The sequence below is a fragment of the Azospirillum sp. A29 genome, assembly GCF_042604625.1.
Classification (GTDB): Bacteria; Pseudomonadota; Alphaproteobacteria; order Azospirillales; family Azospirillaceae; genus Azospirillum; species Azospirillum palustre.
Window position 1 is genome coordinate 192,986 of the sequence record NZ_CP170463.1, and the last position, 25,420, is coordinate 218,405.

Below are 25,420 nucleotides of genomic sequence, written 5' to 3' on the forward strand. Positions count from 1 at the left end.
TAAGGGAATATCATCTTAGGTAGAGAAGGTCGCCGCAACGGCAATTTATCTTGATTGCAACGCAACCGCTTTGCTATTTGGTGGTATTAAAGTTTCATACGCTCGTAATAAGACGTTCCGTACCGAGTAAGCGCGCGCAGATCGGGTGAGCGAACAGGCAATCCCTCCGGAGTTGTCCGTTCCCCATGACGTGTCCGCGGATTCGGGCCGGCGCCGGTATCCAGATCAGGAAACGAGGCATGCCGCGTCTGGTTGAGGACAGCGTGACTCCCGACACCGGATTGTCATGCCTTATCTTCATGTTGCGTCTGATGGGCCATCCCGCCGATCCGGAGCAGATCCGTCACGATCATGCCGTTCGTGGCCGGGCGATGGAGACGCTGGACATCCTGCGTGCCGCGAAGCGCTTCGGCCTGAAGGCGCGATCCGTCACCACAAGCTGGGATCGGCTGGCCGCCACGCCGTTGCCGGCCATCGCCAAGCGCCGTGACGGGCGTTACTTCATCATCGCCAAGATCGACTGCGACCGGGTGCTGATCCAAGACCCGCTCGAATCGAAGCCGTTGGCCCTGCCGCGCGCGGTGGTCGAACCGGCCTGGGCGGGCGAACTGGTGCTGATGGCGCGCCGGGCCGGGCTGGATCTGGCGCAGGTCCGTTTCGGCATCGGCTGGTTCGTGCCGGCGCTGCTGAAATACCGGCGGCTGTTTTCGGAAATCTTGCTCGCCTCCTTCATGCTGCAGGTGTTCGGGCTGATCAGCCCGCTGTTCTTCCAGGTCGTCGTCGACAAGGTGCTGGCCCACCGCAGCCTGACCACGCTGGACATCCTGGTCGTCGGCCTCGTCGTGGTCTCGCTGTTCGAAACGGTGCTGGGCGGACTGCGCAGCTATCTGTTCTCGCACACCACCAGCCGGGTCGACGTCACGCTGGGCGCCCGGCTGTTCGACCATCTGCTGGCGCTGCCGCTGCCCTATTTCCAGGCGCGCCGGGTCGGCGACAACGTGGCGCGGGTGCGCGAGCTGGACCGGATCCGCGATTTCCTGACCGGATCGGCCCTGACCCTGGTCATCGATCTGGTCTTCACTGTCGTCTTCCTGGCGGTGATGTGGTGGTACAGCCCGGCCCTGACCGGGATCGTGCTGGCGTCCCTGCCGGTCTATGCCGTGATCAGCCTTGCCGTCACCCCGGTCCTGCGGCGACGGCTGGAGGCCAAATTCGCCCTGGGGGCGGAGAACCAGGCCTTTCTGGTCGAGAGCATCTCCGGCATCGAGACGCTGAAGGCGATGGCGGTCGAACCCGAGATGCGCCGCCATTGGGAGGAGAGGCTGGCCGCCTATGTCGGCGCCGCCTTCCGCGCGACCAGCCTGGGGGTCGTCGCCGGCCAGGGCGTCCAACTCGTGTCGAAGCTGACCATGGCGGCCCTGCTCTATGTCGGTGCGCAGGAGGTGATCGACGGCGCGCTCACCATCGGCGCGCTGGTGGCGGTGAACATGCTGGCCGGCCGCGTGTCGTCGCCGGTGCTGCGGCTGGCCCAGCTGTGGAACGATTTCCAGCAGGCCCGCGTCTCCGTCGAAAGGCTGGCCGACATCCTCAACACCACACCGGAGCCGGCGGCCAAGCCGGGCCGGCTGCCGTTGCCCACCATCCGCGGCCGCATCCGCTTCGACCGGGTCGGCTTCCGCTATCGCCCCGATGCCTCACCCACCTTGCAGGGCATCGACCTGACGGTGGAGGCGGGGGAGACGGTCGGCATCGTCGGCTCGTCGGGATCGGGGAAAAGCACGCTGACCAAGCTGGTGCAGCGGCTCTATGTCCCGGAATCCGGCCGGGTGCTGATCGACGACGTGGATCTGTCGCTGGTGGACGTGGCGTGGCTGCGGCGGCAGATCGGCGTCGTCCTCCAGGAGAATGTGCTGTTCAACCGCTCGATCCGCGACAACATCGCGCTGGCCGATCCCGGCATGCCGATGGAGCGGATCGTCGAGGCGGCGCGGCTGGCCGGGGCGGACCGCTTCATCCTGGGCCTGCCGGAAGGCTACGACACGGTGATCGGCGAGCGCGGCTCCAGCCTGTCGGGCGGTCAGCGCCAGCGCGTCGCCATCGCCCGCGCGCTCGCCACCGATCCGCGCATTTTGATCTTCGACGAGGCGACCAGCGCGCTGGACGTCGAGAGCGAGGCGGCGATCCAGGCCAACATGCGCCGCATCTGCGACAACCGCACGGTGCTGATCGTCGCCCACCGGCTGTCCACCGTGCGCGGCTGCGACCGCATCGTCACGGTGGAGGAGGGGCGGATCGCCGAGCAGGGCACCCACGACGAGCTGATCCGGCTCGGCGGACGCTATGCGGCGCTGTGGTGGATGCAGGCGGGCGGACAGGCGGAGGTCGATCATGGCGTCGCCTGAGACCGCAGCCGAAGCGGCGCCGGCTCCCGGCGCTCCGGTCGCATCGCCCCCACAGCCACCATCCGCACCTCCTCCCGTGCCGCCCCGCCCTCGCCCGCGCCGCGGGCACGAGCTGGAATTCCTGCCGGCGGCACTGGAGGCGATGGACACGCCGCCGTCGCCCTTCGCCAGGGCGGTGTCGCTGCTGATCGTCGCCTTCGCCGTCATCGCCGTTGCCTGGGCCTGGATCGGCCACATCGACATCACCGCCGTCACCCGCGGGCGCCTCATTCCCAGCGATCGCAACAAGCTGGTGCAGACGCTGGAGCCCGGCATCGTCCGCGCCATCCGCGTCACCGAGGGGCAGCAGGTGGAGCAGGGGGCGGTCCTGCTGGAACTCGACCCCACAGACAGCGCGGCCGACGCCGGACGCGCCGAATGGGAACTGGCGGTGGCGGAGACCGAGGCGTCCCGCCTGCGGGCCGCGCTGGCCGACCGGCGCAGCTTCGACCCACCGCCGGCCGCCGACGCCGCGCTGGTGGCGCTCCAGCGCTCGATCCTTGTCAACCAGCTGACCGCCCGCGACGCGGCGCTCGATGCCATCGGCAGCCAGGAACGCCAGCGCCGGGCGGAAATCGCCGCATTGGCTGCCGAGAAGGCGCGGCTGGGCGCCACCCTGCCGCTGATCCGGGAGCAGGTGCAGGCCAAGCGGAACCTGTCCCAGCGCGGCTACAGCCCACGCTTCGACCTGCTGGAGCTGGAGAAGGAGCTTGCCGAGGTCGAATATGGCGCGGTCGCCGCGAAGAACCGCGAGGCCGAGGCCGAGGCGGCGCTGAAGGGGCTGGCGGACGAGAGGCGGCGGGTGACCGCGGAGTTCGACGGCAAGGCGATGGCCGATCTCGCCGATGCCGAAAAGCGTGCCGCCGCCTTGCGCCAGGAACTGACCAAGGCGGCACGGCGGCGGGAGCGGCAGCTTCTGACCGCGCCTGTCGGCGGGATGATCCAGCAGCTTGCCGTCCACACGGTTGGCGGCGTGGTCACAGCGGCGGAGCCGCTGATGGTGATCGTGCCGGCGAACCGCACCCTGATTGTCGAAGTGCAGGTGGAAAACAAGGACATCGGCTTCCTCCATCCCGGCATGCCGGCGGAAATCAAGGTCGATGCCTTCCCATTCACCCGTTACGGGCTGCTTCCCGGCACCGTCCTGTCGGTTTCGCACGATGTGATCCTGCCGCCCGACGGGGCGGCGGCACGCACCGGGGCGGCCGAGCCGGTGGCCACGGCCGAGCGGGACGGCCCCAAATTCTCCGCCCGCATCGCGCTGGAGCGCACCGCCATCCGCGGCGAGACCGGCGAGGACATCGCGCTGGCGCCCGGCATGGCAGTGACGGCGGAGGTGAAGACCGGCCGCCGCCGCGTCCTCGACTACCTGCTCTCCCCGGTGCTTGCCCACATCCACGAGGCGATGCGCGAGCGATAAGACCCAGGTCCTAAGTATCAAATCCTAAGCTCACTTCCTTTCTCCCGATCCGACCCACCAGCCGCGAGGCCCGGAGCAACCGGGCCGACATTTCCGGAGGACAAGCCGATGACCAGCACCGTGACCACCGACGGCGACGATCTGCTGACCGGTGACTGGCGCGCCGACACGCTGAGCGGCGGTGCCGGCAACGACACCCTGATCGGCGGCGACGGCAACGATTGGCTGGATGGCGGCGACGGCAACGACCGGCTGGATGGCGGAACCGGCAACAACAGCCTGTTCGGCGGTGCCGGCAATGACACGCTGCTGGGCGGCAGCAACAACGACACGCTGGATGGCGGCGCCGGCAACGATGTGATCTCCGGCGGGACCGGCAACGACCTGATCCGGGGTGGCGACGGTGCCGACAGCATTGATGGCGGGGAGAACGACGACAGCATCGACGGCGGCAGCGGCAACGACACCATCGTCGGCGGCGGCGGCCGTGACGTGGTGACTGCCGGCGACGGCGACGATCTGGTGACGGACGGCGCCGGGGTGTGGAGCGACGACCGCTTTGACGGCGGTGCCGGCAACGACACGCTGGAGGGGGGATACGGCAGCGACACCCTGATCGGCGGGGCGGGCAACGACCGGCTGACCGTCGGCGACGATTACAGCGGCGATTATCTCGACGGCGGCGACGGCGACGACACGCTGACCAGCGGGATGGGCGCCGACCGGCTGGCCGACGGCGCCGGGACCGACCTCGTCCGGGCCGGCGGCGGCGACGATCTGCTGGACCATGTCCTGTCGGATCAGGCGGGCAACGACACGCTGGACGGCGGTGCCGGCTATGACCGGCTGCGGGTGGCGCTGACCGCCGGTCAGGTGACCGCCGCCGTCGCGGCCGATCTCGTCCAACTGGCGGACTTTATCCGCCGCCATGGCGACGACGGCCAGAGCTTCACCGGTGAGGCGATCGGGCTTGTCGCCAACAACTGGAACGTGCTCGAGGTGACGGTGGACGGCCGGACGGTGGCGGTCGCCGATCTGGCCGGCATGGTCGTCGCGGCCCCCAACCGGGCCCCGGTCGCCGCCGATCAGGCGTTGAGCGGGACGGAGGATACGCCGGTCACCGGTTCGGTCGGCGCGGTCGATCCCGACGGCGACGCGTTGACCTATGGCGTCGGCGCCGGGCCGGGCCATGGCCGGCTGGTGCTGGAGGCCGACGGCCGCTTCACCTACCGGGCCGATGCCGACTACGCCGGCACCGACAGCTTCCGCATCGATGTGGCCGACGGCCGGGGCGGGGTAACCAGCCAGACGGTCACCGTCACGCTGGCCGGCGTCAACGACGCTCCGTCCGGCGTGATGCTCGACGGGGTCGCCGTTGCCGAGCATGCATCGGCCGGAACCGTCGTCGGCACCGCCCACGGCAGCGACCCCGATGGAGACACGCTGACCTACAGCCTGACCGACGATGCCGGCGGGCGCTTCGCGATCGATGCGGCGACCGGGGTGTTGTCCGTCGCCGCCGGGGCAGAGTTCGATTATGCACAGGCTCCCGCCCATGCGGTAACCGTCCGCGTCACCGATGCCGGGGGGCTCAGCACCGATCGCGTCTTCCACATCGGCGTCACCGCGGTCCGGAACGACGGTGCCGCCGACATCGACGGGCTGTCCCCGGCCGACGAGCAGGCGTTTGAGGCCGGCGAGGCGCAGGTCGGCGGCAACGACGCGCTGACGGGCGACTGGCGGGCGGAGACGCTCGATGGCGGTGCCGGGAACGACACGCTGGGCAGCGGCGGTGGGGGCGGCACGCTGCTGGGCGGGGCCGGCGATGACCTGCTGAACGGCGATTGGGGCGAAGACAGCCTGCGCGGCGGATCGGGTGCCGACACGCTGCGCGGCGGATCGCAGAGCGACCGGCTGTTCGGCGGCTCCGGGAACGATCTGCTGGACGGCGGCAGCGAGGACGACACGCTGGACGGCGGGACCGGCAACGACAGCCTGTCCGGCGGCAGCGGCGCCGACCTGCTTTATGGCGGCATGGGCGACGATCTGCTGGATGGCGGCACCGACGCCAACCGGCTCTATGGCGGCAGCGGCAACGACACGCTGCTGGGCGGCGACGTGAGCGACACGCTCGACGGCGGCAGCGGCGACGACGTCATCGGCGGCGGCACCGGGGCCGACGTCATCAGCGGCGGCGCCGGCAACGACAGCATCGACGGCGGCGAAAACGACGACAGCATAGAGGGCGGCAGCGGCAACGACACCATCATCGGCGGCGGTGGCCGCGACATCGTGCTGGCCGGCGACGGTGACGATCTGGTCAGCGACGGCGACGGCGTGTGGAGCGACGACCGCTTCGACGGCGGGGCGGGCAACGACACGCTGGACGGCGGCCTCGGCAGCGACACGCTGATCGGCGGGGCCGGCAACGACCGGCTGACGGTGGGCGCCGACTATACCGGCGATTACCTGGATGGCGGCGACGGTAACGATACGCTGGTCGGCGGGCTGGGTGCCGACACCCTGCTGGGCGGCGCCGGCAACGACGTGCTGAAGGGGGGCGGCGGCAACGATGTCCTCGACGGCGGCGACGGCATCGACATCGCCGATTACTCTGCCGAGACCGGCGCGATCTCCATCGATCTTGCGACCGGCGAGGTGCGCCACGGCGGCTGGATGGCCGACCGCGTGTCGGGCATCGAGACCATTCTGGCCGGTGGCGGTGCCGACACGCTGGCCGGCGACGGCGGCGACAACAGCCTGTCCGGCGGGGCCGGCGACGACAGCCTGTCGGGTGGAGCGGGGGACGACCTGCTGGACGGTGGCAGCGGTGCCGACTGGCTCGACGGCGGGGACGGCATCGACACCGCCACCTATGCGGCGTCCGGGGCGGGCGTGACCGTCGATCTGGCGGCCGGCACGGGTGCCGGCGGCGATGCCGAGGGCGACCGGTTGACCGGCATCGAGACTGTCGTCAGTTCCGCCCATGACGACCGGTTGACCGGCGACGCTGCCGCCAACCGCCTGGAGGGCGGCGACGGTGACGACCTGCTGGCCGGGGCCGGCGGCGCCGACACGCTGATCGGCGGCGAGGGGACCGACACTGCGGACTATTCCGCGTCCGAAGCCGGCGTGACGGTCGATCTCGCGGCCGGCACCGGCCTGGGTGGCGATGCCGAGGGAGATGTCCTGTCCGGCATCGAGAACCTGACCGGCTCGACCCGGGATGACCGGCTGACCGGCGACGGCGGGGCGAATGTGCTGGATGGCGGTGCCGGGGACGACACGCTGGCGGGGGCCGGCGGCGGCGACAGCCTGATCGGCGGCGACGGCATCGACACCGCCGATTACTCGGCTTCGGCCACCGGGGTGTCCGTCGATCTGGCGGCGGGCACGGCGGCCGGCGGTGATGCCGAGGGCGACGTTCTCTCGGACATCGAGAACCTGACCGGCTCGGATCACGACGATCTGCTGGTGGGCGATGCCAACGGCAACCTGCTCGACGGCCGCGGCGGCAACGACACGCTGATCGGGCTTGGCGGCGCGGACACGCTGATCGGCGGCGATGGCGTCGACCTTGCCGACTATTCGGCATCGGCCGACGGCGTGACCGTCGATCTGTCGAGCGGCACCGGCATTGGCGGCGACGCGGACGGCGACCGGCTGTCCGACATCGAGAATCTGACCGGCAGCGCCTTCGGCGACCGGCTTACCGGCGATGTCGGCGCCAACCGCCTCGACGGCGCCAGCGGTGACGACACGCTTGCCGGATTGGATGGCGCCGACACGCTGATCGGCGGCGACGGCATCGACCTCGCCGACTATTCGGCCTCCGGTGCGGGTGTGGCGGTCGATCTGGCGAGCGGTGCCGGGCTTGGCGGCGATGCCGAGGGCGACGTGCTGTCCGGGATCGAGAACCTGACCGGCTCCGACCATGACGACACGCTGACCGGCGACGGTGGCGCGAACCTGCTCGACGGCGGAACGGGCGACGATCTGCTGGCCGGTGGCGCCGGTTCCGACACGCTGCTCGGCGGCGAGGGGATGGACACCGCCGACTATGCCGCATCGGCCGGCGGTGTCGCCGTCGATCTGGCGGCAGGGACAGGCGCTGGCGGCGATGCCGAAGGCGACCTGCTGTCCGGCATCGAGAATGTCACCGGCTCGGCCGGCGCCGACCGTCTGACCGGCGATGCCGGTGCCAACCGGCTGGATGGCGGTGCCGGGGACGACTGGCTGTCCGCCGGTGCCGGAGCCGACACGCTGATCGGCGGCGACGGCATCGACAGCGCCGATTATGCGGCCTCTGCCGGTGGTGTCGCGGTGAACTTGGCCAGCGGCACCGGTTCGGGTGGCGACGCCGAGGGCGACGTGCTGTCCGGTATAGAGAACCTGTCCGGCTCCGACCATGACGACCGGCTGACCGGCGATGCGGCCGCCAACCGGCTCGACGGACGCGGCGGCAACGACACGCTCGTCGGGCTGGGCGGCGCCGATACGCTGATCGGCAGCGACGGCACCGACACCGCGGAGTATCTGGCCTCCGCCGCCGCGGTGAGCGTCAGCCTGGCGAGCGGCACCGGCAGCGGCGGCGACGCCCAGGGCGACCGGCTGAGCGGGATCGAAAACCTGACCGGCTCCGCCTTCGGCGACCGGCTGACCGGCGACGGCGGAGCCAACGTCCTGGATGGTGCCGGCGGCAACGACACGCTGGTGGGAGGGGCCGGGTCCGACACGCTGATCGGCGGGGCCGGCAGCGACACCGCCGACTATTCGGCGTCCGGCGCGGCGGTGACGGTCGATCTGTCGGCGGGCACCGGGCTCGGTGGCACGGCGGAGGGGGATGTGCTGATCGGGGTCGAGAACCTGTTCGGATCGACCCGTGCCGACCTGCTGACCGGCGATGCGCAGGACAACATCCTGCGCGGCGGCGCCGGTGCCGACACACTGATCGGCGGCGCCGGATCGGACAACGCCGACTACACCGGCTCGGCCGCCGGGGTGACCGTCAGCCTTGCCGATGGAACTGCAGCCGGCGGCGACGCCACGGGCGACGTGCTGTCGGGAATCGAGAATTTGACCGGTTCCGCCGCCGACGACCAACTGACCGGCGATGCCGGGGCCAACCGCCTGCGCGGCGGCAGCGGCAACGACACGCTGATCGGCGGGATCGGCGCCGACAGCCTGAGCGGCGGGGCGGGGATCGACACCGCCGACTATTCGGCGTCGGATGCCGCGGTGTCGGTCAATCTCGCCACCGGCATCGGTCGCGGCGGCCATGCCGAGGGCGACCGGCTCGACGGTGTGGAGAACCTGATCGGCACCGGCGGTGCCGACAGCCTGACCGGCGACGCCGCCGCCAACTATCTGGACGGCCGCGGCGGTGCGGACAGCCTGTCCGGCGGGGCGGGTGACGACACGCTGCGGGTGCTCGACGACGGCTTCGCCGGCATCGACGGCGGCAGCGGCTTCGACACCCTGCGCTTCGAGGGCGAGCGGCTGGTGGTGACCGGCGCCGATGCCGGCGGGGTCCATGGCGTCGAGATGATCGACCTCGGCCATCCGGGCCGCCAGACCCTGATCCTGAACGAGCAGGGCATCGTCGCCGACACCGGCGGGGCGCCGCTCTACGTCACCGGCGACCGCAACGATCTGGTGACCTTCAAGGAGTCCGGCTGGCGCCGCGGCGGCAGCCAGACCGTCGGTTCCGTGCTGTACAACCTGTACAGCCGCGGTGCGACCACGGTCTATGTGCAGGACGGCGTGCGGATGTTCGGCGACCTCGTGGTCACCGGCACCGCGGGGGACGACGTCCTGACCGCGCCGTCGGGCGCCGGCCATGTGGTGGTGTTCGGCGAAGGCGGCAACGACACGGTGCGGCTCGGTTCCGGCTTCCGGCATGAGATCGCGCATCTCGTGCGGATCGACGACGACCTGCACATCCTGTTCGACGCGCAGGGCGGCCCGGCCGGGGAAGATGGCTATGCCCGCGACCGCATCACCATCATGGGCCATTTCGCCCCGAACGGTGCCGCCGGAGCGGGGGACGGCAGCGTCCGTCAGATACAGTTCGCCGACGGCGTGGTCTGGCCGGTGTGGGGCGACGACCTGCTGCTGGGCAGCACCGGCGACGACACCATCGCCATCGAGCCCGGCTTCGCCGGCCACAGCCTGCATGCCAATGCCGGTGTGAACGTCATCCGCTTCGGCGCCGACGTGAGCGCCGACGATCTGCGCCTGTCGCGCAAGGGCGACGACCTGGAGATCCGCATCGCCGGCACCGACCGCTCGATCCTGCTCTTCAACCATTTCTCGGCCGAGGCGCTGGCCGGTGCCGGCAATGGCGGGGTGGAGGCCATCGAACTGGCCGACGGCAGCAGTTGGCGCGTGCGCGGCAACGACATCCGCATCGGCAGCGGCGGCGACGACCGCATGGTCTTCGGGCTCGATGGCGGGCAGACGATTCTCTACGGCAGCGCCGGTGCCGATACCATCGCCTTCGCGTCGAACATCGACCCCGACCGCATGCGGCTGACCCGCGAGGGTGACGACCTGCGCATCTCCTATGACGGCAGTGGCGCGTCCTGGCTGATCAAGCAGCAGTTCGACGGCAATGCCGACGGCTATCGGACCATCCGCTTCGGCGACGGCACCGAATGGTCCATCGACAACACCCGCCTGATCGCCGGCACAGCCGCCGACGAGCGGGTGGAGGTGGCGGCGGGCCTGGGTGAGCGTGTGCTCGCGACCGGCGGCGGCCACGACGGGCTGGTGCTGGGCGCCGGCATCCTTCCGTCGCAGGTGGCGCTGCGCCGGGACGGCGACAAGCTGGTCATCCAGATCGGCAATGCCGACGACCGGGTGGTGGTGCTCAACCACTTCAACGACGCGGGCGCCGGCAACGGCGTGCTGCGCAGCTTGACCTTCGCCGACGGGACGGTGTGGCCGCTGGACGGCGGGGCCGGATTCCGCATGGGCGGCGACACCGCCGACGTCTTCGCCTTCAAGCCGGGCGATAGGGCCGTCACGCTGTTCGCCGGCAAGGGCATCGACACGCTGAACGTCGCGTCCACCATCGGCGCCGACAAGCTGGGCTTCACCCGCCAGGGCGACGATCTGGTCATTTCGGTGAAGGGGTCGACGGACAAGGTCACCGTGCTGAACCATTTCGCCACCGGCTGGGGGGCGTCGCTGCTTGAGAATGTCTATGCCGGCGGGCGCTTCTGGAACCTGTCCGATCCCGCCCTGCTGATCGGCGGGGCCGGCGACGACAGCTACACCCTGACGGTCGGCGGCGGCGCCAAATCGATCCTGCCCGGCGGCGGCAACGACCAGATCGTCATCGGTCCCGGCATCGACAAGGCGAGCGTGACCATGCAGCGGGTGGGCGACGATCTGGTGATCGGCCTGCGCACGCTGCCCGACAAGCTGACCGTGCTGAACCACTTCTCCGGCGGAGCGAGCGGCGGCGTGCACACGCTGCGCTTCATCGACGGCGACACGTGGAACATCTGGGGCGCCAGCATCATGGTGGGGACCAGCGCCACCGACACCTTCACCGCCGCACCGGGCATCGGCCATGTGTCGCTCTTCCCCGGTGGCGGCAGCGACCGCCTGCGGCTGGGGACCGGCTTCGACAGCCTGGACACGCTGGTGCGCCGCGTCGGCGACGACCTTGAGATCGTCATGCGCGACGGCAGCGACACGGTCAAGGTGCTGAACCACTTCCTGAACAACGAGGCGCGCGACATCGCCTTCGCCGACGGCAAGATCTGGACGGTCGGCGGCCCCGGCGCCCGCATCGGAACGGACGGCGCCGATCGGTTCCTGCTGTCGCCAGGCTCCGGCGCCGTCGTCGTCTATGGCGGCGGCGGTCAGGGCGGTGGCGACCGCATCGAGGTGGCGCCCGGCATCGACCCGTCCACCGTCCGCCTGACCCGTGTCGGCAACGATCTGCGCGTCACCGCCGGTGCCGACAGCATGACCATCGTCAACCAGTTCGCCACCGGTGGCGTGGTGGCGATCCCCGAGATCGTCTTCTCCAACGGCGTCGTGTGGCCGATCATCGGCACCAACATCTTCATCAGCGGCGGCGGAGCGGAGACGATTCCCGCCGGTCCGATGTACATCTATCCCGGCGCGCCCGGCCAGCATCTGGCCATCGACGCCAATCCGGGCAAGACCCGCATCGTGCGCGTCGGCAACGACCTGCACCTGACCATCGTCGGCCAGCCGAACGAGATGGTCATCGTCAACCACTTCGCCATGAACGGCATCGGCGATCTGGTCTTCAACAACGGCACCACCTGGAACATCCAGGGCGGCAAGGTGCTGATCGGCGGCACCGGCCACGACCAGTTCGTGATCCAGCGCGGGATGGGCGACGTGATCGTCTATCCCGACAGCGCCGGCGACGACACCCTGCGCTTCGTCGACACGGTGGACGGATCCAAGATCCGGGTGGCGCGCATCGGCGACAATCTGCGCATCACCATCGACGGCACGGCGGATGCGCTGACCATCGTCAACCATTTCGCCGGCACGCCGATGGACTCGCTGACGCGCCCCGACGGTTCGGTGCTGCCGCTGACCGGTGACAATCTGTTGATCGGCGGCCAGGGCGGAACGGTCTTCCTGGTCGGTCCCGACAGCGGGTCGAAGACCATCTATGCCGAAGGCGGCGACCGCGTGGTGTTCGACGGCATCGACAGCACGGAGGTGCGGCTGATCCGTACCGGGTCCGACCTGCAGGTCTTCATCGACCGCACGCAGCAGGTGGTGACCGTCCTCAACTACTTCGGCGGCGTCGGCCAGCTGGACTTCTCCGACGGGCGGGTATTCGACCTCAATTCGCCCTACACGCTGATCGGCGGCGGGGGCGGCGACCGCTTCACCATCGGCAAGACCGGTCCGGCCACCCAGTTCATCCATGCCGGGGGCGGCGGCAGCCAGATCGTCTTTGGGCCGGATGTTTCCCCAGGCGACGTGACTCTGCGGCAGGACGGCGTCGATCTGGTGGTCGCCTTCATCGGCAGCGGACGTGTCGTGCGCGTCGTCAACCACTTCACCGCTCCCACCGATGGGTTGGCGCGCGGGTTGGACGCCATCACCTTCTCCGGCGGGCTGACGCTCAACCTGCAGGGCGACAGCGTGATGTTCGGCCAGCAGGGAACCGACGACTTCACCATCCTGCCCGGCCAGGGCCAGCGCTACCTCTTCCCCGGCGGCGGCAGCGACCGGCTGTATTTCGGTCCCGGCATCGACCCGGCGCTGGTGCGGATGGAGCGCGACGGCGTCAACCTGCACATCTTCACCGACGACGGCAGCGTCGACCTGACGGTGGTCAACCATTTCGGCCCCACCGGGTTGGCGGGCAGCGGGTCCGGCCTGTCCACCGTCCGTTACGACGACGGCCAGATCTGGGCGGTTGCCGGCAACGGGATTCTGATCGGCAGCCGCGGCAACAACAGTTTCAGCGTCGGTTCCGCCAGCGGCCCGGTGACGATCCATCCGGCGGGTGGCGACAACCGGTTGGTCTTCGGCGCCGGCATCCCGCCGGCCAACCTGCGCCTGGTGCGCGAGCATGACGATCTGCGCATCGTTTCGGCCGATGGCACGATCAACGTGCTGGTGTTCAACCATTTCCTGAACCAGCTCGATGAGATCAACTTCGCAGCTGGGATTCCGTGGGTGCTGGGGGCCGGCAACGTCTTCATCGGCGGCGACGGCCCGTCGGTCTTCCGCTTCGGCAGCATCGACACCGACCTGATCGTCTTCCCCGGCAGCGGCGACACGGTGGGCCTGCCCGACGGGCTGGACTGGAAGGACGTCGTGCTGACGCGGTCCGGCGGCGACCTGATCGTGCAGGTCCGCGCCACCGGCCGGCAGATCCGCATCGTCAACCATTTCTCGGCCAGCGACGGCACCAGTGGGCTGGCCGGGCTGACCTTCGCCGACGGCACCACCATGCCGTTGGGCGAACTGGCGATGCTGGGCGGCACCGGCGGCGACCTGCTGACCGGGGTGGCGACCGACGACCTGCTGCTGGGCCAGGACGGCGATGACCGGCTGAGCGGCGGCGGCGGCAACGACACGCTGATCGGCGGCATCGGCAACGACACGCTGGACGGCGGGACCGGCAACGACGTCTACGTCTACCGCATCGGCGACGGGCGCGATTACATCCTGGACAGCGCCGGGCTCGACCGCATCGAGTTCGGTCCCGGCATCGGCCGCGGCGATCTCTATTTCGCGCGGTTCGGCAACGACCTCTACATCCGCTTCCGCGGCCGGCCGACCGACGAGATCGTGGTGACCGGACGCTTCAACATGGCGGGCGACGGCACCTCCTTCGTGGAGCGGCTGGCCTTCGCCGACGGCACCAGCTTCGACCTGACCCGCACCGACATCGCGCTGGAGACGGTGGCGACCGCGGCGGCGGAGTATCTCCAGGGCTACAATGTCGGCGACCGGATCGAGGGGGCGGCCGGCAACGACACGATCCTCGGCTATGCCGGGAACGACACGCTGATCGGCGGTACCGGATCGGATTCCATCGATGGCGGTACGGGCGACGATCTGATCGACGGCCGCGACGACCCCGGCACCGACGGCGCGAGCGATGTGATCCAGGGCCGCGACGGCAACGACACCGTCCTGGGTGGCGGCGGTTCCGATGCTATCTTCGGCGGTACCGGCGACGACAGCCTGTCGGGCGGCGACGGCAACGACAGCATCGACGGCGAGGACGGTGATGACACCATCGACGGCGGGATCGGTGCCGACTCCATCCGTGGCGGCGGCGGCGACGACGTCTATGTCTACCGCGTCGGTGACGGGCGCGATACGGTCCAAGACAATGCCGGGCTCGACCGCATCGAGTTCGGTCCCGGCATCGGCCGCGGCGATCTCTATTTCGCCCGTTTCGGCAACGACCTCCACATCCGCTTCCGCGGGCGGTCCACCGACGAGATCGTTGTCACCGGCCGCTTCAACGGGGCAGGCGATGGTGCGTCCTTCGTGGAGCGGCTGGTCTTCGCCGACGGCACCGGTTTCGACCTGACCCGTACCGATATCGCGCTGGAGACCGATGCGACCAACGCCAGCGAGTATTTGCAAGGGTACAATGTCGGCGACTGGATCAACAGTCGGGGCGGCGACGACACCATCTTCGGCTATGGCGACGACGATACGCTGATCGGCGATACCGGCTGGGAGGTGATGTATGGCGGCGACGGCAATGACCTGATCGATAGCCGCGGCGATTCCGGTACCGATGGCCGTTTCGACCGCTCCTACGGCGAGGCCGGCAACGACACCATCCTCGGCGGCGGTGGCTCCGACGCCCTGTCCGGTGGAACCGGCGACGACAGCATCGAGGGCGGCGGCGGCAACGACAGCCTCTATGGCGATGAGGGAACCGATACCCTGTCCGGCGGCGACGGCGCCGACTTCCTTTCGGGGGGCGACGGCAATGACGGCCTGTCCGGCGGGGCAGGGGCCGACACGCTGGATGGCGGGGGCGGCAACGACCTGCTGGAGGGTGGCGACGGCGACGACAGCCTGCTGGCCGGCGATGGCGACGACACGCTGATTGGCGGCGGCGGCACCGACAGGCTGTTCACCGGAGCCGGCGACGACACGATCCGCTTCGACGGCGGGCGCGAGACCATCACCAACGAAGCCGGCGCCGACACGCTGGAGATCGGTGGCGGGCTGACGCGGGCCGACATATATTACGCCCGCTTCGGCAACGACCTGTATCTGCGTTTCCGCAACCGAAGCGACGAGGTGGTTCTGACCGGACGCTTCGACAAGGCCGGCGGCGGCGCGAGCTATGTCCAGACCGTGTTGTTCGCCAACGGCGACCGGGCGGACCTGTCCGATCCCGCGCTGGTTCTGGAAACGGTGGCGACCGAGTTCAACGAAACGCTGGAAGGCTATAACGCCAACGACACCATCAGCGGCCTTGGCGGCACCGACACCATCCTCGGCTATGGCGGCGACGATCTGCTGGATGGCGGGGCCGGTAATGACGTTCTGCTCGGCGGCACCGGCAACGACCGGCTGCTCGGCGGCGCCGGGGCCGACCGGCTCGAAGGTGGCGATGGCGACGACACGCTGGAGGGCGGCGACGATGCCGATCTCCATTATGGCGGTGCGGGCAACGACCTGATCGTCGGCGGGGCCGGGACCGACTACATGGAAGGCGGTGAGGGCGACGACCGCCTGTCCGGCGACACCGGCAACGACACGCTGTATGGCGATGCCGGCAACGACAGCATCCAGGGTGGTGATGGCGACGACTTCCTTTCGGGCGGCGACGGCGCCGACACGCTGGAAGGCGGGATGGGAGCCAACACCATCCTGACCGGCCTGGGCGACGACGTGATCCGCCATGCCGGCGGCCGGGACACCATCACCAACGAAGGCGGCAACGACGTCCTGGAAATCCGCAGCGGCCTGCGGCGGGAGGAGCTCTATTACGCCCGCTTCGGTAATGATCTCTATCTGCGCTTCCGCGGCGCGGCCGACGAGATCGTGCTGAAGAACCGCTTCAACGGCGCCGGGGATGGGGCGAGCTATGTCCAGACCCTGCTGTTCGCCGACGGGCAGCGGGCGGACCTGACCGACCCGACGCTGACGCTGGAGACGCTGGCGACCGCCGGTTCCGAAAAGCTGGAGGGCTACAATGTCGGCGACCTGATCCAGGGCGTCGGCGGCAACGACACGATCTATGGCTATGGCGGGAATGACACGCTGGATGGCGGGACCGGCAACGACCAGATCTACGGCGGATCGGGTGACGACACGCTGATCGGCGGGGCCGGTGACGACCGGCTGAACGGCGACGATGGCGACGACCTGCTGCAAGGCGGTGATGGCAACGACAGCCTGACCGGCGGGGCCGGCGATGACACCCTGATCGGCGGCGTGGGGGCCGACCAGCTCTATGGCGGCGACGGCAACGACCTGATCGACAACCGGGACGATACCGGCACCGGGGCGTCGCTGAACGTTGCCTATGGCGAAGCGGGCAATGACACCATCCTCGGCGGCGACGCGGCCGAGACCTTCTCCGGCGGGGATGGCGACGACCGGCTGGAGGGCAACGCCGGCAACGATTGGCTGGAGGGCAATGCGGGCAACGACAGCCTGCTGGGCGGGGTCGGCAACGACACGCTGTCCGGCGGGGCCGGCGACGACAGCCTGTCGGGCGGTACCGGTGACGACAGCATCCAGGGCGGCGATGGCGCCGACACACTGGAAGGCGAGGCGGGAACCAACACCATCCTGACCGGCCTGGGCGACGACGTGATCCGCCATGCCGGCGGCCGGGACACCATCACCAACGAAGGCGGCAACGACGTCCTGGAGATCCGCAGCGGCCTGTGGCGGGAGGACCTGTATTACGCCCGCTTCGGCAACGACCTCTATCTGCGCTTCCGCGGCGCGGCCGACGAGATCGTGCTGAAGAACCGCTTCAACGGCGCCGGGGATGGGGCGAGCTATGTCCAGACCCTGCTGTTCGCCGACGGGCAGCGGGCGGACCTGACCGACCCAACGCTGAAGCTGGAGACGCTGGCGACCGCCGGTTCCGAAAAGCTGGAGGGCTACAATGTCGGCGACCTTATCCAGGGCGTCGAGGGCAACGACAGCATCTACGGCTATGGCGGGAACGACACGCTGGAGGGTGGAGCCGGCAACGACCAGCTCTATGGCGGATCGGGCGACGATACGTTGAGCGGTGGGGTCGGTGCCGACCGCCTGGAAGGCGGTGACGGGCTCGATACGCTGGATGGCGGGGAGGGGGACGACACGCTCCATGGCGACGCCGGTGACGACACGCTGATCGGCGGGGCCGGCAACAACACGCTTTACGGCGGAACCGGGAACAACGTCATCCGCTTCGATGGCGGTCAGGACATCGTCTACAACACCGGCGGCAACGACCTCGTCGAACTGGATGCGTCCTTCGACAAGGCTGCGCTCTATTTCTCCCGCTTCAGCAACGATCTCTATGTGCGCTTCACCGGCCGCACCGACCAGATCATCGTCAAGGACCGCTTCAACGGTGCCGCCGACGGTGCTGCCTATGCCCAGACTCTGCGCTTCGCTGACGGATCGCTGGAGGATTTGACCCGTAAGGATCTGGTGATCCAGACGACCGGCGGGGCGGGAGGCGAGAAGCTGGAGGGCTACAACGTCGATGACAGCATCGATGGGCAGGGCGGCAACGATGCGATCTACGGCTATGGCGGCAACGACACGCTGACCGGTGGAACCGGCAACGACGATCTGCATGGCGGTGCCGGCCAGGACGTCGTCGATGGTGGAGACGGCAACGATCTCGCCTATGGCGGCGCTGGCGACGACAGCGTTTCCGGTGGAAGCGGCGAGGATCGCCTGTGGGGCGACGAGATTTCGACGACCGGAAACGAGGTGGTTCTCGTCCGCATCCGAATGGGTGCGCATTACATGCAGAAATGGCCGCTGACAACGATCTCTCTCGACGGAACGACGATTCTTTATCAGAGAATTACTGTCCCCTACTCCTACTCGGACGGACCGTTCATAGGTCAGGTTTCCGATTTCGTGTTTACGCTTCGGGACCGGTCTGCCGTGTCCAATCTTACGATTTCCGTTGCACGGGAGTCTGGCAACAATCCTCAGGACAGAGCTTGGGTCTTTGTCGCCGGGATTGAGATCAACGGCGTGCCTTTCCCTGGCACCGACGGCGTGTACTATCCGGATGGAACCACGCCCCTTCGCTGGATTTCCGAGGGCGCCAGCTATACGTGGGGTGTCGGGTCCGCCGCGCCGCCGCCATCGGCCAACGAACCCGCCGGCAATGACAGCCTGACCGGCGGCGACGGCAACGACGCGCTGGGCGGCGGCCTGGGCGACGACCGGCTGTCGGGTGACAGCGGCAACGACACCATCCTCGGCGGAGCGGGCAACGACACCATCCTGGGCGGTTCCGGTTCCGACGAGATGCATGGCGGTGCCGGCGACGACCTGATCGACAACCGTGACGATCCGAGCGCCGGCGGCATCAATGACGCATCCTATGGCGGCAGCGGCAACGACACCATCTATGGCGGTGGCGGGGTCGACGTGGCCTATGGCGGGGCGGGGGACGACCTGATCGACGGTGGCGGCGGCACCGACTATCTCTATGGCGAGGACGGCGCCGATTCCATTTTCGGTGGCGCCGGTGCCGATTACCTCTACGGTCAGGCCGGCAACGATACGCTGGACGGCGGGGCCGGCAACGACACCATCGACGGCGGGGCCGGCGACGACGTGATCCGCTTCACCTCCGGTGACGGTGTGGACAGCATCACCGGCGGCGGCGGCAACGATGTGCTGCTGCTGGGGGCGGGGCTGAGCCGGGAGCGGATGTACCTCTCGCGCATCGGCACCGACCTGCATCTGAACTTCCGCGATACCGGTGACCGCATCGTCCTGGCCGGCCGGTTCAGTGGCGAGGGCGACGGTGCGAATTTCGTGCAGACCGTGACGTTCGCCGATGGAAGCACCGTCGACCTGTCCGCCCAGACCATCGTGATGGAAACCTATGGGCAGTCGACCGCGGAAACCATTTACGGCTACAGGGCCAACGACACCATCGACGGTGCCGGCGGCAACGACACCCTGTACGGCTACGGCGGCGACGACCTGCTGATCGGCGGGGACGGCAACGATGCGCTGTATGGCGGAACTGGGGCCGACCGGCTGGACGGCGGCGCCGGTGCCGATTCCCTCGAAGGTGGGGACGGCGACGACCGCCTGTCCGGTGGCGCCGACAACGACACCCTGAATGGCGGTGCCGGCAACGACACGCTGTTTGGCGGGACAGGTGCCAACACCATCGACGGCGGTGTCGGCAATGACAGCATCGTCTACGAAGGCGGCGCCGATACCGTGACCGGCGGCGGCGGCAGTGACGAGTTGGTCTTCGGCGAAGGTTACAGCCAGGCCGGCCTCCGGCTGGAGCGGTACGGCAAGGATCTCCATCTGGTCTTCGACGATCTCGGCAAGCGGATCGTCGTCGCCAACCGCTTCAACGGCAATGGCGAGGGGGCGAACTATGTGCAGACCCTGCGCTTCGCCGATGGCGGAACGGTGGATCTGTCCAGAACCGACCTGTTCATCGCCACGCGCGACAGCGACGTTGGGCATGTGCTGGAAGGCTACAATGCCGGCGATGTGATCCGTGGCAACGGCGGCACCGACGCGATCTATGGCTATGGCGGCAACGACACGCTGTATGGCGGCACCGGTGCCGATGCCCTTTACGGCGGCGATGGCGACGACCTGATCGACAGCCGGGACGACACGGCCAGCGGCGACAGCGCTTATGGCGAGGCGGGCAACGACACGCTGTATGGCGGCGCCGCCAACGATGCGCTCTATGGCGGCGACGGCGACGACCTGATCGAGGGGAATGCCGGGAACGACTTCATCCGGGGCGATGCCGGCAGGGACAGCCTGCATGGCGGGGCTGGGGTCGACACCGTGTATGGCGGCGCCGACAACGACACCCTGTATGGTGACGACGGCAACGACGTCCTGTATGGCGACGCCGGAGACGACAGCCTTCTGGGTGGTGCGGGGGCCGACACGCTGTATGGCGGTGCCGGTGCCGACATCCTGTCGGGCGGAGACGATGCCGATTCACTCTACGGCGAGGACGGCAACGACACGCTGGCCGGCGGTGCCGGTGCCAACTGGATCGTCACCGGGGCTGGCGACGACCTCGTGCTTTACCAGGGCGGCGCCGACACGGTGACCGGCGGCGGCAACGACACGCTGTCCTTCGGTGAAGGCTACAGCAGCGACGATCTGCGGTTCGAGCGTTACGGCAACGACCTGCATGTCAGCTTCAACAGCAAGACCGACCGGATCGTCGTCGCCAACCGGTTCAGCGGTGCCGGCAACGGCACCAATTACCTGCAAACCCTGCTGTTCGCCGATGGAAGGACTGTCGATCTGAGCAATCCGGGCCTCATCATCGACACCTGGGACGATGCCGCGGCCCGCACGCTGGAAGGCTATGCCGCTTCGGACACCATCCATGGCGGTGGTGGCAACGACAGCATCTATGGCTATGGCGGCGACGACAGCCTGTATGGCGGGGCGGGAAGCGATCAGGTGTTCGGCGGCACCGGCAACGACCTGCTCGACAACAGCGATGACATCAACGGAAACGACACGCTTTCCGGCGACGATGGCGACGACACCCTGCGCGGCGGCGACGGCGGCGAAACCCTTTACGGCGGCACCGGCGACGATCTGCTCGACGGAGGTGCCGGCACCGACGCCCTGTCGGGTGGCGACGGCGCCGACACGCTGCTGGGCGGCACCGGCAACGACGCACTGGCGGGCAACAACAGTTCCGACGAACTGTATGGCGGCGACGGCATCGACACGCTCAACGGCGGTGCCGGCAACGATTTCCTCTATGGCGAGGCGGGCGACGACAGCATTCAGGGGGGCGACGGGGACGACGTCATCCAGGGCGGTGCCGGCAACGACCTTCTCTATGGCGAGGCGGGCAACGATACCATCCAGGGCGGTGCCGGCGACGACAACATCGACGGCGGCGCCGGCGACGATCTGGTGATCTACGACGGCGGCCGGGACACCATCATCGGCGGCGGCGGCAACGACACGCTGCTGTTCGGCGAGGGGTTTGCGGCCGACCAGCTTCAGATCGCGCGTTTCGACAACAATCTGGTGCTGAGCTTCCGCGACCGGCCGGAGCAGGTGGTCATCTCCAACCGCTTCAGCGGTGGGGGCGATGGCAGCAACTATCTGGAGACTGTCCGCTTCCAGGACGGGACGGAGGTGCGGCTGTCGGATCCCGCCCTGCGGCTGGAATTCAGCGGCGGCACCGGCAACGATGCGCTGTTCGGCTATGCGAACGGCGACCTGCTCGACGGACAGGGCGGCAACGACGTGCTGGCCGGCTATGCCGGCAACGACACGCTGATCGGCGGCACCGGCCGCGACGAACTGCATGGCGGCGATGGCGACGATCTGCTGGACAGCCGGGCCGACGTTGCCGGTTCCGGCGACTTCGACATCGCCTATGGCGAAGGCGGCAACGACACCCTGCTGGGCGGCGGCGGCAACGACAGCCTGTCGGGCGGTGAGGGCAACGACAGCCTGTCGGGCGGCGACGGCAGCGACGCTCTCTCGGGCGGCGACGGCAATGACATCATGGACGGCGGCGACGGCGCCGACGTGCTTGCCGGAGATGACGACGATGACCTGCTGACCGGCGGCGCCGGCGCCGATACGCTGGTGGGAGGCAACGGTCGGGATGTGCTGGAAGGCGGCGACGGCAACGACAGCCTGATCGGCGATGCCGGGTTGGGAGGCGCCTATGACATGTTCGAGCCTGCGACGACAGCCTTCACCCAGAACTACACCCGCAGCCTCGGATGGAGCATCGACGGCTACACTCCCCGGCTGCTCGGGGATGTGAATGGCGATGGCCGGGCCGATGTCGTCGGTTTCTCCAGCACCACGGTCCAAGTCTCTCTTGGGCAGAGTGACGGCACTTTCGGGCCGACCCTGCAAGCCTATAACGGATCCTTCACGGAAAGTTACGGCTGGCGCCTCCAGAGCGAAAACGTGCGTCAACTGGCCGACGTGAACGGTGACGGCCGGGCGGACATCGTCGGTTTCGGAAAAAATGAGGTGCTGATCGCCCTGGGCCAAGCGGACGGCACTTTTGCGCAGGCAAAAACAGCCTTGAGCGGTATCTTCACCAACAACAGCGGCTGGACCAGTGCGGAGCAATATCCCCGCCTGCTCGGCGATGTGAATGGCGATGGCCGGGCGGACATCGTCGGTTTTTCTGGCGGCGCCGTACTGACTGCCTTGGGACAGGCCGATGGGACCTTCGGCAGTGCACAGGTCGCTTACCAGGGCGGCTTCACGATCGGCACCGGTTGGTCGCAGGAATTTTATAATCCACGCCAGCTGGGAGATGTCGATGGCGATGGGATGACCGATATCATCGGTTTCGGGGACAATCGGGTCTATGTCGCCCGGGGCCGGGCCGACGGGACCTTCGCCCCGGCAATCGTTGCCAACGACGGCTCATTTTCCAGATACGCGGACTATCCGAATGCAAACCAAGTTCCTCGCCAAGTTGCCGACATCAACGGCGATGGACGTGCGGACATTGTCGGTTTCCATATGTCTGGATATTACGTATCGCTGGGTCAAGCGGACGGAACCTTCAGTCGGGTGTTCCGCGGTCGTAACGAGTTTGGATACGATTACTGGAACGCATACAGCACTATGCCGCGGGAACTGGCGGACGTTGATGGCAATGGAAGCGCCGACATCGTCGGTTTCGGCTCCTACAGCGTCATGGTGGCCCGGTCGGTGCTCAACGACGACACCTTGAGCGGCGGTGCCGGGGACGACACGCTGGTCGGCGGGCTGGGCGACGATGTCTACCGGTTCGGACGCGGGGACGGGCGCGACCGCATCGTCGAGAATAGCGGAGACATCGACCGTGACCGGCTGGTGTTCGACGCCGGCATCGATGCCCATCAGCTCTGGTTCACAAAGTCGGGCACCGATCTGGAGGTGCAGGTGGTCGGCACGGCCGACAAGGTGACCGTCGCCGGCTGGTACAGCGGTGCCGAGCATCATATGGACAGCATCGAGACAGCCGACGGAAGCGTGCTGCTGGACTCCATGGTGGACCGGCTGGTGCAGGCCATGGCAGGGTTCGCTCCGCCGGCGGCCGGCACGATGAGCATCGATCCCGATGCCTTCCCGCAGGTCGAAACCGCCATCACCGCCGCTTGGCGGTGAAAGGCCGCGGAGCAATGGGGGGAAGGGAGGGCATGGATCTCGGTCAGATCATCCGCAGTCACCAGCAGGGTGACCTGACACAGGCGGAGGCGGGATACCGCGCATTCCTGACGGCCATGCCCGGCCATCTCCAGGCACTCCAGATGCTGAGCCTGCTGCTGATGCAGACCCGCCGTCCCGCCGAGGCCGCCGACCATTTCCGTCAGGTGGCGGCGGCCCAGCCCGACAGCCCGGATCAGTGGGCCAATTATGCCACCCTGCTGCGCGGGGCCGGCCGGCCGGAGGATGCCGAATATACCTGCCGGCGGGCCCTGGCACTGGCGCCGGCCCATGTGGCGGGAGCCTACAATCTGGCGAATCTCCTCGCCGCCCCGCCGCCGGCCGGCACCGGATCGCCCCTGGAGTCGGCGGCCTGGTACCAGCGCATCCTGGCCGTGGCGCCCGACCACAAGCAGGCGCGGAACAATTTGGAGGTTCTGCGCCGCAAGGAGGCCGGCCGATTGGAGGTCGCCGCCCGCCGTGTTGTGGCGCTCGACCCGCAGTCGGTGCGCGGACATGATGCCCTCGCCCGGCTGCTCCAGTACCGCAGCGGGCTGCTGGACTGGACGCCGGGCAAGGCGATGACGCTCGATCTCGGTCTGGCGGTGAAGGCCTTCGATCATCTGCACCGGGTCCAGACGGTCCATCCCGACGAACCGGGCAGCCTGCGCCTGTGGCTGGCGCTGGCGCTCGACCTGTTTCAACTGGGTGCTCTGGACGACCGGCGGCTTTCATGGGCGGCACGGGCGGCGTGGCGGCGCCTGCGCGGCGATCCAACGGATGCCCTTGCCGCCTCGATTGTGGGCTATCACGTCTATCGCCGGGGACGCCTAACCCTTGCCTCGAAGCTGCAGATGAGATTCGCCGCCCGTTTTACGGATGCGGAACTGGACGGTGCCGGCGAACTCGGCTCCTGGTCGATGCTGCGGGCGGACGATGCGTTCTTCGAACGCTTGCCCCCGCTGGACAGCATCATCGCCCGGCTGCCGGACATGACCATCGTGGCGGATCTGCCGGAGGGCCGCGGCCCGGTCATCATGGTGAGCGGCGACGAGACCTATGTGCGCCGTTTCGGACCGGACCTTTTCCGGTCCATCGGCGAGCGCAGTCCCGGCGCGTCGGTCGTGCTGAACGTGGTTTCGCCGACGCCGTCGCTGCTGGGGATGCTGGGCGAATGGCGGCGGCTGTATCCGCTGTCCATCGGATTGTCGACCGAGCAGCCGGACTTCACCGCCTGGTCCCACGCGCAGCGCGTCACCTATTACGCCTGCGCGCGTTTCATCCGCGTCCAGCACTGGCACCGGCATCTTGGCCGGCCGCTGATCCTGGTCGATCTGGACGCCACCACCCGGAGCGATCTGCGGCTGCTTGCCAGCGATATGACCGGCTTCGATCTCGGCGTCCTGCACGACCGGCGCCGGCGTGGGCCGTTCCGCGAGGTTCCCGTCGGTTTCGTCTATTACAACGACACCCCACTCGCCGGGCAGTATCTGGCGACGGTGGCGGCCTACATCGGCCATTTCCTGCTGGAGGGCCGGCCGCAGTGGATGCTCGACCAGACGGCCCATCTGGCCGTGCTGGACTGGTTGGGCCGCCATCGGCCCGACCTGCGCATCCACCGCTACGACTTCCAGAATTTTCCCTACTGCGCCTTCATCGGCGAGAAATAGCGCCG

4 protein-coding genes are annotated in these 25,420 nt (G+C 68.5%); all 4 read left to right on the top strand.

Annotation, left to right across the window (positions count from 1 at the left end):
* Positions 1–239 precede the first annotated feature (239 nt).
* The 4 genes from ABNQ38_RS09485 to ABNQ38_RS09500 all read left to right on the top strand — a co-directional run bounded on the left by ABNQ38_RS09485 (position 240) and on the right by ABNQ38_RS09500 (position 25,415).
* Positions 240–2,402, top strand: a complete 2,163-nt coding sequence (locus tag ABNQ38_RS09485) for a type I secretion system permease/ATPase (RefSeq protein WP_377807230.1) — start codon at positions 240–242, stop codon at positions 2,400–2,402.
* The gene (locus tag ABNQ38_RS09490) at positions 2,389–3,861 is read left to right on the top strand and encodes an HlyD family type I secretion periplasmic adaptor subunit (RefSeq protein ID WP_377807231.1); all 1,473 of its coding nucleotides are present in this window, start codon (positions 2,389–2,391) and stop codon (positions 3,859–3,861) included. Before ABNQ38_RS09485 ends, ABNQ38_RS09490 begins: the two co-directional genes overlap by 14 nt.
* A 108-nt stretch (positions 3,862–3,969) precedes the next feature.
* Positions 3,970–23,706, top strand: a complete 19,737-nt coding sequence (locus ABNQ38_RS09495; protein WP_377807232.1) for a calcium-binding protein — start codon at positions 3,970–3,972, stop codon at positions 23,704–23,706.
* Positions 23,707–23,738: 32 nt separating this feature from the next.
* Positions 23,739–25,415 carry a hypothetical protein gene (locus ABNQ38_RS09500; RefSeq protein ID WP_377807233.1) on the top strand — a complete coding sequence of 559 codons (1,677 nt, stop codon included), beginning with the start codon at positions 23,739–23,741 and terminating at the stop codon, positions 25,413–25,415.
* The last annotated feature ends 5 nt before the right edge of the window (positions 25,416–25,420 follow it).